Below are 11747 nucleotides of genomic sequence, written 5' to 3' on the forward strand. Positions count from 1 at the left end.
CTGGAGCGGAGGCGCCCAGGCCGGCTCGCCATCGCGCCCGAGCCGCTCGCGCCTATTTGCCGGTAGCGATCAGCCGCATGACCTCCGACATCACGGGATCCTTGCCGGCGGCATAGTCTGCGAAGGTCGGTGCAACCGTCAGCGTCGGCTGGAGCGATCCTGCAGGCACGGCATAGGCATAGTTCAGCAGGAAGCACGTCATGATCTGCGAAAGGCTGCAGCCGTTCTCCCAATCGTGATAGGCTGTCGTATAGCGCAGCGTCAGTTTCGTGTTCGGCAACAGGGTGGTTCCGCCCTCACCCCAGAACTGGGACCGATCGCCCATCGCCTCTCCGATCAGGAGCGCGCGGGAGCCGGCGAAATATTTCAGCCGTGCCGCGGTGCTGATCGCCGCGGAGAAGGTGTTTGCGCTGGTCAGAATGAAGAGCCTGCCACCCGGCGGCAGAAGTTCAGGCAAACGGCGCGAGAAATCYGCGGTCAGGACATAATCGCCGCCGCGATTGAAGCGCAGGTCGACGACGGCGTTTCGAATTGATTTCTTAGCGGCATCGTCGAGCATGTCCGATAGATACCGGGATGCCGAGACCGGTCCCTTGTCGCTCATCCGGTTGATCTGGACATAGAGCAGGTCCTGCGCCGGATAAATATGCCAATAGTTCTCCTCAGGGCGCGAGAGATAGAGCGGCAGAGCAACGCCGTCGAGGACGTGCCGCCATTCGGCCGCCCCAGCGACTGGCGCAACGGGGCTGAGATGGCGCTTCGGCCAAAAATTGCCACTCAACGGCGCCTGGCTGGCAGGCAGCGCAGCAAGCTTTGCCCGCCTCATACTCCCATCTGCGGCCCGGATGTCGAACGTGCTGCTGCTTGCCGTGTCGGCGAGTCCGGCGGCATGGAGCAGTTCAGGCGAGATCAGGAAATTCGGCACGAACTCCTTCGACAGATTGGCGGGGCCGCCGACATAAGGGCGCAGCGCCTCCACCAGCGCTTTGGTCGGGCGCTCGTTTGTGCCGAGGATCTGCCCTCCGAGAAGATGACGCAGGTTGTCGGCGGCCGCGATCACGAACAATCCGTCAGAAAACCATCCCAGGCGAATGGGCGCAGCGTTGAAGCCATGATCCCCTGCCATCCCGATGATGTTGGTATGGCCGTTATCGGCTAGGGCCACGGCCTTCGCCGTCGCCATCGCCATGCCCGCCCTGTCGAGCTCACCTGCCCGCTGCTCGATCGCATCGAGAGCTCGCCCATACGCCGCGCGGGTTTCGCTGGTGAAGCTCCGCTCAACCTCGGGCAAACGCCGCAGATGCGCCAGATCCTGGCGATTCCTTTCGGCCTGGGAAGCGGCGGCTTGAAAATCCGTCTTGGGATACGGCTTGAGCGTCGGATAAAGAATGAGGCCGAGCGGCAGCAAGACGAGAACAAGCAATGCCGCTATTGCGATGAGGGAGACCTTGATCCAGCGCCGCTGCAACGACCGCTTGGGGGCATCACCGTCTCGTCGCATTGACCTGGCCAATCCCAAAAGCACCCTGTCGATCACGTGGCTATGGCATGGCCTCGGTCCGCTCCGCCAGCTTGAACGCAAAGGTTGTAGCCGGATGCGAAACGCGGCTGGCGCGTGTTGCAATAACGACGCGAATCCGTGGCTTCATCACCGGTCCGCTCAGGTGCGCCGGCCATGGCGGGAGAGCTCCCGCAAGACCCGGCCGATGTCTCCAAGTGCGGACCGATACGAAGTCCATACGGGCCGAACTCGCTGGATCAAGCGGGGCCTAAAAATCGAGTCACGGCATCGGATCTGAAATCATTTCGGAAGGCACTCCACATGATAGGCAATGATGATCTGTCCCGGGCTGGCCTTCCCGATGCTCTTCAAATCCTCCAAACCGCTTCTAATCTTGTCTCCAGCCTCCCTTAAACTGTCGTCGAGCTTCGATTTTGCGGACAGGCATCGCTCTTCCGTCGAGAATTCCTGGAACACCACGCTCGGGCGCAGCCTCCATTCCGCCCTGTCGTTTGTCGCGGCAGGGTTGACCGAGTAGGAGAAGACATACATCAGAATCCACATCGGCATGCTCCACTGGTGGCAGATGATCCCCGTGCGGCGGCCAAAGCCGCCTGGATTGCCTTGATCGACGCGCCTCTGTCCGGTCGAGCGCCGACAGCGCGCATGACCATCATGATCTCCGTGGCCTCGTCAGGCGACGTATGCTTGGTCGGTTCCAGACGAGGGAATACAAGGGCTCAGGAACCTCAAGTATATCGGCAGCGAATACCCGAGATATCCGGTGCATCGTTATAGCCCCTCCGGGGACGCATCGTAAGGCGTTTTTCGGGCGTCCCCCCCGCAAGGTGAGCCCGCTGAGCCGCAGTGCCGGCTTTCGCTCGAAGAGGATATCCGTCTGCGGCCTGCATCGCACATGTGATGTTGCAGCCGCCTGCCGTGGCGCAGCCCTGGGCTGCTGATTGTCCTCCCTCAACGGACCGGCCCTGCTCCGTCCATTACGTCGGACCGTCGCAATCAGCGCGCGGCTTCCAGCCACGCCAGGGCTTGCGCCCTTTCATCGAAGGGAAATTGCCGAACCTCCGCTGCAACGAAGTGCTTGGCGATATGCGGCATGATCTTCAGCAACTCGCTATCGGTCACCGCCGCGATGCGATCGATCTTGCGGTGGTGATCCCTGACGAAGCGGAGATGGGACACGAGCGCGCCGAAGCTGTCCCAGCCCGGAAAGGCCTTTGCGCGGATCATCACCCCGGCGAGCCTGCCATGGGATGCGATGAACGGATCGACCTCCCGGGCGATCCGCTCAAAATCGGCCTGTTCAATCGGCCCGTCCGGCGAGAGTACAAGGACAGCCTGGTCGCGCAGCAATTCGAACTGGATCATCGTTCCCTCCCGATCTGGCGTTCGAGGCGGTCCCTCGCAAACCCTTGGCGTCTTCCTCCGCCAGGAGCCTGTGAGCACATGTCATGGAGCGCATGCGGTTCGCATGAGGTAAGCGGCCCCCTTGCGGGTCTGGCTCAGATAATCGCTGAATCCCTCCGATGGTTCCATGAGCTTCCGCTGCGCCGGATCACGGCAACGCGGACAGGCCCAACGCCAATGGCTCTTGCGTTGATCCTGAGACCAGGCCTCCCCTTGGGCCGGCCGCGACCAACGCGAGCGGCCTCTTCCGCGCCGCCGAATTCCGTCTCGACGTCGACCGCGGATCAGGCATGCGCGCAAGGCGCTCTCTATCGACCGGGTCCGAGCGAGGGCCTCGCCCGGACGTCCGATCGGGAGCCTAGAAGCTCACCTTGACCAGAGCCTGTCCGCCGAGGCGATTTGCACTTGCTGCGAGTTCACCATCGAAGCGAGCGCCCAGGGTTACGGCTGGCGTGATCTTCAGATCGAGCCCGGCCGCCAGGAGCGCACTGTGGCGGGGAGCGCGCGCGCCATCGATCGCAAACCCTGAACCCGTGAGACCGCTGATCGTGGCGCTCAATCCGGCTTCGCGCTGATAGTAATGCGCCCAGCCAGCCCGGAGATAACCGGCAACCGGGAGGCCGTTCACAGCCCCACCGACATCAAGCTGCATTCCGAGCTCGCTTCGGCTGGTCACGTCGCTCCGCCGAGCCAGGTTCAACGCGGCGGCGTTGGCGCCATTCCAGCTCGCCTCGGTCAGGGCGGGGCTGCGGACCTGGATGGCCTGCAATGCTGCCACCGGTGAAAGCGTGACGCCGGACCACTCAAACAGAGCGGCGCTGGCCTGCAGGCGCCCGCTCCAGGCGTTGCTGCCATAGGACGATGAAAGGCTGGATGCACCGAGAGCCGGCACGGCCCGGTTCACATCGTTCTCCAGGCGCGCATAGGCCAGGGCAGCAGCCAGGTTGACCGGTCCGAGCTTGGTCATGCCGTAGATGCCGGCCTGTAAAATGTCTGCATCGGCCTTTCCGAGCCCGCCCGAGAGCGATGCGCGGGCGCTGCCGCCAGCCACGGCGAAGCCGACGGTACTGCCAGGGCCAACGCGAAGGTCGGCACCGACGGCGAGATGCACGTCGTCGACATCGCGCTTGGCCGAACCGTCCCGGGCTCCTCCGTCATTGCGCCCTACGGAGCCGAGCACCGCCCCCCAGACCGAGTATGCGGGGGCGTCGAGGAAGGCCGGTCGAGCCGGTTCGTCGCTTCCCTTGCCGCCCAGCGCCGAGAACGTCGCGGCGCCAGGGCCGGCCCCGCTTCGCCCGGCGCTCGCCGGGTTCAACATGGCGTGGAGGAACTGGTCCGCGGCGGCATTGGCCATGGCCGGCACCGACGTATGGGCTTCGCCGGAAAGCTGGTTCACGGCAGCGGGTATCTCGGCTGCCGGCAGGTTGTAGATCGTAAACAGCGGCGATGGATCGGCCCCGGCAGCGACGGCCCGATCGATCGCGCTGGCAATCGAGAAGCCGCTGAACATCCTGGCGCCAAACATGCGCGGCGACAGGCCTCCCGGGGGAGCTGCCGGCGGCGTGACGATCGGCACCAGCGGTTTTGGCGTCAATGTCAGGAGGACGTCGTTGCTGGTGTAGGAGATGGCCGTGGTGACGCCGTCGCCGAACGTGCCGGATGTTGCCTCGGTGCCGAAGCGGCTTCCTCCGAGCCCGCCCGCGGCCGAGAGCAACGTGTAGGGGCTGGAGAATGTGTACGCGCCGCCAAGCGGCACGATTCTGAGCGTACCGGCGAGTGCTGCAGCGCCCGTGACGTTGACGCGATCCGAGACCGCACCCTGTACCTCGGCGAGATAGCTCGATCCGGCGGCMAGCGTCAGGCTGCCGTTGACGGTAAGCGTGCCGGGCGAATTTCCGGGAGCGAGCGTGCCATTGACGATCATCGCGGGAATCTGGCCGGAGCCACTCAGCGTAGCGCCAGGCGAGACGGTCACGCTCGACGAGGATGCGATCGAACCATTCACGACGAGCGTGCCGCCGGTCACGAGTGTCGCGCCCGTATAGGTGTTGGTGCCGGCCAGGGTCAGCGTGCCGCTGCCCATCTGCGTGAGCGTGCCGCTTCCGGAGATGACGCCGCGATACGAAACGGTGTTCGATCGGTTGACGATCAATGCACCCGCATTGCTGATCGAGCCGACAAAGTTGCCGGTGCCGCCGATCCAGCCGGTCGTTCCGCCATTGCCCAGCTGCAACGTGCTCCCAGCTCCGATGAAGACGTTGCCTCGGGTGCTGTTCGTCGCGGTCAGCGTGAGCTTGCTCAATCCAAGATGCGAGAACGTCCCCGGGCCCGAGATGCTCCCGGCATAGGTCACGTCATCGGATCGTTTGAAGATCAAGCTGCCATAGTTCGTCACGTCGCTGGTGATCGACCCCGTATTGCCGTTATTGCCGATCTGCAGGGTGGCGCCACTCGCGATCCCGGCGCCCCCGGAGAAATCACTCGCGCCGGTCAGCATCTGGGTGCCGCCATTGATCGAGATTCCGCCGGTGCCGCGGATGGCGCCGGAAAAGATGCCGCTGGCATTGTTGACCATAAGGCTCGCGGGTCCGAGCCGGACCTCGCCGCTGCCGTTCAAGGCCTTGACCTGCGCAGAGGCTGCCCCGCTCACGTCAAAAACACCATCGACGGTGATGCCGCTCGACTGGTTGATGCGGCCCTGACCTGTCATCGCAAGGGTGCCGCCAGCCGCAACACTCGTCGCGCCCGTATAGGTGTTCATGCCGCTCAAGGTGAGGGTGCCGGCGCCGGTCTTGTTCAGGCCGCCGGCCCCCGCGATGTCGCGGGCGAACGTCGTGTCGAAGCCGTTGGTGTCAATGGTGCCGCCAGCGGCATCAAGGCTTAGCGCCCGCCCCGTCGAGAGGTTGAAGCTCGTATCGAACCGGAGCGTGCCGCCGTTGAAGATGACCCCATCGCCAGACGGACCGACATCGGCATCACTCGATACCGGCAAGAGGCCCGGGCCAATCGTTATGTCTGCGGCCGATGCCGGGGGAACCATGACGCCTGCAATAATACAGGCGGACAGCAAACTCGCGACAGACGTAGTTGAGCGCAGACCCCTCGATATCGCCTTCAGGCCGCAAGGTAATACAGGCGAAAACGAGATCACAGGCGCCGATAGCACCTGATAATTACATGGAACCGCCACAGAAAGCCCCCAAAAGACAGCATTTTTCTTTTGGGACTAGCACGCACGTTGCCGTGCAACCAACCTGGAATTAACGGATCGATAACGATTGTGACTGGCTGTTCACAGCCAATCCGACGGAACCCACCTGCCCTGCGGCGAGCGCTTCGCGCTGCCGCAGGAGTTTGATTTCATCCTGTTTCGCCAAGGCGCAGATCCAGACACCGCAAGCCACGGCTTGACCTCTTCGAAATCCACCGGCTTCCAGCTCATGTCGAAGGCCGCCGCCTCCGGGCCATAGATCCAGGATCGCTATGACAATGGTCCCGGTGAGGCGTTAAGTGGCTGGCAAACCAGCGCGAGAACGGGTCATCCCATGGCGAATACGAGCGGTCATCACGAGTGGTGGTGGACGGGCGCTTCGCTTTGCCTGAGTTCCCACTCCTTCAACGCATGAAACGCCGCGATATTTGCCTGTCCCTCGTCCATTGCCCTCTGCATTTGGCCGCTTTGCATCATGTCGTAGCTTTCATAGATGGCATCCATCGTGCAGCCCTTGGGGCTGTTGCACGAACCCTGACTGGGCAGAGGAACCCAGGCGGCCAGTACGACTGTCCCTGCCACCAAGACTGCGCGGTTGATCAGCTTGCTCATCGTCAAAGCCTCCACGCTCGGTCCGCGCATTGAACCTTGCAGGCTGCCGCGCGAGCCGTATCTATTCGTCGCCCTGAGTGCAGTATATACCTATGTTCGATTTCACCATCTGCGGCGAATTCTCGCAGCTTACTGATCAAGAGCCCTCGATCGGAAGAACATTATCCCAGCTTTCCCTGCTGTCTTTCTTTTCGATCAGGATTTTGCGGAGCGCCATCGTCTTCAGCTACTCGTCTCCGCCCCGCAATGCCCAGAGCGCTGCGCCGACGGGGCTCCAGTCGGATAGCTCGCCGCGACGGCCTAATTCGCATGGGTAAGACGCTGCCGGAGCGGAAAACCGGCGAGCCGGGCGCCTTCGATCAGGGCGGCGCGATCCTTTTCGTTGAAATTGCGCTTGGCGAGCTCCGCACCGAGATTGGCGAAGAAGTCGGGGCGCAGCTTGAGAAACTGCGACCGGCTCGCGGCTGCCTCTGCGTCAAGACCGGCGCGCGCATAGATGAGTGCGGCCACGAAATGATAGAGCGAGAAGCTGGCGAGGTCCGCCCGCCGGATCAGTGAGAGCGCCATCTGGTCGTCATTCAGCATATAGGCAGCGAGCGCCTGCATCCCAACATAGTAGCTCGATCGGACCGGATTTCTTGCAACCGCTTCATCGAGCAGATCAAAGCCGCGCTTCCACTGACCTGCCTGCGCAAGACGGCTGCCATATTCCCCGAGCAGTTCCATGTCGTTCGGGTTGAGAGCCAGCGCCCGCTCCCCGATCCGCAGTGCCTCGGCCGGCTCCTGGTTGAAGAACAGCATCGTCATCAGAGCCTGTTGAGCCCGCACATTCTCTGGATCGAGCTCGACCGCACGCAGGGCCGCGTTGCGGGCTCTGGAGATCGCATCCGGGGGTCCTGGCCGACGGTTCAGCCGGAAGCGGTCCTCATCGAGATAGAGATAGGACAGCATGGCCCAGCCCGTCGAATAGCTGGGGTAACGTATAGTCGTCTGTTCCAGGCATTGCCGCGTCGCGATGTGCTCGTCCTGACCCAGGCTTTGCCTGTACCGGTAGAACCGGAGCATGCACTGATAGGCATCGAAGCTCTCAGGCCTGCCGTCCTCCGCCTTCACCTGCGAGGTATCGAACACGATGCCATAGGGTTGTGCGACGGCCGTGGCGACCTTGGCGGCGATATCGGATTGGACGCCCAGGATGTCGCTGACGCGCAAATCCGCATCATACGCCCGGGACCAGAGGATCGCCGCCGTGGCGCCATCGAGCAGGCGGCTGGAGACCCGGAGCTTTCCCTCAGAGGTGCGTATGCTCCCTTCCAGGACGAACTCCCTGCCCGGCCTGCCTCCGGCCTCCGGCGCGGGGAGCACGGACGTCGGCTTGCCCGGCGACTCCCGCACATAGACCGACAATTCCTTGAACCTTGCCAGCTGGACGAGCACCTCTTCGGTGATGCCCGCAGCGAGCAGCCCGGCCTCGGAGCCGGGAGAGAGATTGGCGAAGGGCGCCACGACGAGGGCTGGCCGGACCGGGCCGTCCGCCCGATCGCTGCGCCAGACCTGCCCCGTCCCGACGCCGACGACGACCAGCGCCATGGCGCCGATCAGCGCCCAGACCCAGGGTGCCCGCGGCTTCGTCCTGGCCGAGACGGCTATAGCCGCGGGCTGCGCCCTCTGCCCGTGCTCGACCGATGGATCGAGCGACCGCCATGAGAAATGCGGAACGTAGCCGCCCTTCGGAATTTCGATGAGCACGCGATCTGCCTGCCCAGCGACAAGATAATAGCGCTCCATCGCGCGTCTGAGACGCCCGGCTTCAATGCGGACGACGGGATCATTCTGAATATCGAAATGTGAATCGCGGCCCAGAACCTGGGTCGCTATCGAATAGGCCTTGATACGCTCGGCACGGCCCGCAAGCGTCTCACTGGTAACATAGCTTAAAAACCGCCTGATCCGGTCGGATACCTTGAACTCCGGACTTGCCAGGATCAGTTCAAGTTGTTCCATAATATCTCTAGATGATGGGCCGCTCCCATCAGAGCTCAGCAAGGCCCTGCCAGAATTTCTCCGCTGCATGGACTTGGCCTCCCCCGACCAATATCTCCACGTACAGGTCCGAAATCCGTAACAAATTTAAGAAGACGCGGCGGGAGCTTACGCCTGCCCGACGGTTTCGGCCACCGTTTTTATGGGGATCTCGTGCGGCCGCTATGCCCTGCGAGAGCCAATGGCCGCGAACTCTGCGCATTGCGGGCGCGAGGGACGACGATCGATCGGTGGGTGAGCTGCCGGATCAGTGTCCGGTGAAGACCAGTGTTTGAATGGGCAGGACCAGCGCCTGGATCCTCAGCAGCATGGCATGAACAAGCGCGACCGCATCGACCGCATGAAGGAGGACCTTTTTGACGGATCCAGTTTCTTTGGACTCGATGCGATCGTGATTGCTGGAATAGGCGTTGGCGATGCAGCTGCTGCCTGGCGTCACGCCGTCGAGCCCATCGGGATAGAGCGGCTCAAGAAATGTCAGGATCGTGCCGGGCCGGGCGATCTGCTGAACATCGATCAACTGCTCGCCGCCGCGAAACTGCCCGGCTGCGATGAAGTCCTGCACCCCGGTCACCACCATCGGAATGACGACCCAGGGCTTCGAGATGCAGGTGGCTTCGGCCACCATGCCGACCTTCATGACCTGCGCTTCGATCTGGGAGAAGCCCGCCTGCAACGAGGAACGTCCGGCTTCCTCAGGGATCAATACGCCGCCCGGGCGCAGAAGCGGGTTGACGATGTCCCCGACACGAAGCGCAAATTGTTCGACACGCCCGGACACTCCGGCTCTGATCACAGTCTTTTCGAGATCGACCTGGGCTTGGGCCAGCGCCGCCTGAGCACTTTCCCTCTCCGCCGGCAGCAGCGTCGAGATCCGTGTTTGCGCCGTGTCTCGCGCCGCGGTCGCCGAGTTCACAGCGGCTTCCTTCCCGGCGACGAGGACTTGCAGCCGCTCGATCTCGCGCTGTGCGACGACATCCGCGTTCCGTCGCATCAATTCCTGTTTGGTCCGCAATTCGTCCTGCGCCTGCTGGAGGTCACTCCTCGCCTCCTGGATCTTGGATTCGTTCGAGGCGAGCTCGGACCGGGCGACAGCGAGCGCAGCGTCGGCCTCGATAATCTTGCGGAAACCTCGGCGACCCGCCCATTGATCTCGGGCACGATCGGCACCGCCCTGAAGAACAGGGTCGCGTTCGTAGTCGAGGGGTGATTGTAGAAGATCACCGTGATCAACCCGATGGTCAGCATCGCGCAGGCCGTGATGCCCCAGCGCAGCTCGAACCAGACCGAATAGAGCGTGATCTCCTTGCCGATCCGACGGCCTTGACCGTAGCGGCGAAAGAGGTAGTCCGGCAGGATCGTCAGAAGCGAGAAGAACATGAGCTCAAGCATGGGTCGGCTCCTTCTTGCGCCCATGCTGCTCCGCCCCTTGATCTGTAGGCATCTCCTGGGAATCGGACGGGTCTGGTGGCTCGGTTGTTGCTCCCCCGCCGCGGCGGGGCGTCGAACCCGCAATTCGCTCGAGAGCGTGAGCCATGCGACCGAAGAGGCCGGAGAAATCGGGCAAGTCGATCAGCGCCAGCAGGAGCCCTGCCACCCAGAACAGGTGGATATGGGTGAACAGCGCCAGAAGCCCGAGGACCGCGACAATCTCGAACTGGAGCTTCTGCGACTTGTGCGCCATCCGCTCCGGCAATGTGTGCAGCCGAAAGAAGATGATGCCAACCGTCAGGATCGCGACGAGGAGCAGCACCGCCATCGCGACCATGAGATAGTCGGTCTCTCCCGGAGCCGTGATGAAGGGCGGCAAATGGTCCGGGGCAGCAGGATGAATATTCGGCGACGCCATGGCTTCCCCATCCGACCCTGAACGCTATCGCAACGGTATCCGTGTCAGGCGCGGAACGCCAGCCCGCGCCGGCTCACTTCAGCGTCACCTGGAACGCCTCGGTAAAGACGAGCTCGATCATGTCGCCACGCTTCAGCTTCTGGAGATCGGTGGCAAGGACGGGGTCTGCAACCGGCAGGGAACGCCGGCCATCCGGACCGTCGATCGTGACAACCTTCTTGGCAGGGTCGAAGCCGTTGAACTTCGCCGTCACGGTCGCGGTACGGGTCACAAATCGTGAGGGAAGGTTCTGGAAAACCGCATCCGACTTGCCCTCGGAGTACCGGACGCCGGGTTTGAGGCCCTTCTTGCCCCTGGTGACGGCTGCGATCGCCCCGTCGATCCGCCTGATCTCGAGATTATCTCCGACCTTGACCTTGGAGAGATCACCGAAGATCTCCGGCACCTCGACGAGCCAACGGTGGCTTCGCTGCTGCACGATCATCGTGCGATTGGGCCGGTCGACTGCCGCAACCTTGACATTGAGTTCGTCGATGGCCGCCGGGCCGACGCCTGCGACGATGACCGTCTGCGCTCTGGCCGGCTGGCTGCCGGACCAGGACGCCACGCCGGCAAGCAGGGCAAAGGCAAGCGACCAGTTCTTCAATGTCGTCATGGCGTGGCCTCCGGGTTCGCCCGCTTCCGCCGAATACGGCATCCTGCTTCATTCGCCCGCGCGGTTGCGGCTGGGAGCGGGACTTCGGTGAAGGGGCAAGGATAGGCGACGGCCCAGGGGAGCGGGGGTTAAAAAACGGGGGAAGAAGCCGAGCGCGCGCTTGCGGAGTGGGAGAGTTCGCTGCTGCCCATCCGCAAGGCCCGCTGCATCGAGTACCAACAGCTCATCGAGAGCCTCGAAGCCGAGCTCAAGGAAACCCTCGGTCGTCCGGACGGCGTCTGACCAAGCAGGCAATCGCGATTTCGACTGGAGAGGAAACGGCAATGCCCCAGACCGCGGCGCACGGCGCGAAAGCCGACATTCTCGCCGACGAGAGTTTCATGTCGGCCGACGACCTGAAAGTCTACATGGCGGACATCGAGATGGCGAAGGCATCCAAGATGCTGGGTGC

At 63.1% G+C, this 11747-nt stretch carries 8 protein-coding genes and 1 pseudogene; all 9 read right to left on the reverse strand.

All coding sequences use genetic code 11. From position 1 onward, the window contains the following. Positions 1-52: 52 nt before the first annotated feature. The 9 genes and pseudogenes from AC1D34_RS05375 to AC1D34_RS05415 all read right to left on the reverse strand — a co-directional run bounded on the left by AC1D34_RS05375 (position 53) and on the right by AC1D34_RS05415 (position 11296). The gene (locus AC1D34_RS05375; RefSeq protein WP_476823673.1) at positions 53-1501 is read right to left on the reverse strand and encodes a hypothetical protein; all 1449 of its coding nucleotides are present in this window, start codon (positions 1499-1501) and stop codon (positions 53-55) included. 300 nt (positions 1502-1801) lie between these two features. Beyond that, complete coding sequence (locus tag AC1D34_RS05380) at positions 1802-2065, reverse strand: hypothetical protein (protein ID WP_441490962.1); 264 nt, start codon at positions 2063-2065, stop codon at positions 1802-1804. A gap of 453 nt (positions 2066-2518) precedes the next feature. Continuing rightward, complete coding sequence (locus AC1D34_RS05385) at positions 2519-2887, reverse strand: SpoIIAA family protein (protein ID WP_441490963.1); 369 nt, start codon at positions 2885-2887, stop codon at positions 2519-2521. Between the two features lie 397 nt (positions 2888-3284). Further along, the gene (locus AC1D34_RS05390) at positions 3285-5918 is read right to left on the reverse strand and encodes an autotransporter outer membrane beta-barrel domain-containing protein (RefSeq protein WP_476823674.1); all 2634 of its coding nucleotides are present in this window, start codon (positions 5916-5918) and stop codon (positions 3285-3287) included. 573 nt (positions 5919-6491) lie between these two features. Further along, on the reverse strand, positions 6492-6749 hold the full coding sequence (locus AC1D34_RS05395) for a hypothetical protein (RefSeq protein WP_441490965.1): 258 nt from the start codon (positions 6747-6749) through the stop codon (positions 6492-6494). Between the two features lie 300 nt (positions 6750-7049). After that, complete coding sequence (locus AC1D34_RS05400; RefSeq protein ID WP_476823675.1) at positions 7050-8753, reverse strand: adenylate cyclase; 1704 nt, start codon at positions 8751-8753, stop codon at positions 7050-7052. 286 nt (positions 8754-9039) lie between these two features. Next, a pseudogene (locus AC1D34_RS05405) lies at positions 9040-10184 on the reverse strand (HlyD family secretion protein). After that, positions 10177-10641 (reverse strand): hypothetical protein, encoded by a 465-nt coding sequence (locus AC1D34_RS05410; protein WP_441490968.1) that lies wholly within the window; start codon positions 10639-10641, stop codon positions 10177-10179. Before AC1D34_RS05410 ends, AC1D34_RS05405 begins: the two are co-directional and overlap by 8 nt. A 73-nt stretch (positions 10642-10714) precedes the next feature. Further along, entirely contained in the window at positions 10715-11296 is a 582-nt protein-coding gene (locus tag AC1D34_RS05415) for a hypothetical protein (RefSeq protein WP_476823676.1), read from the reverse strand. Positions 11297-11747: the final 451 nt, after the last annotated feature.

The organism is Allobosea sp. P1_A7 (assembly GCF_056406775.1).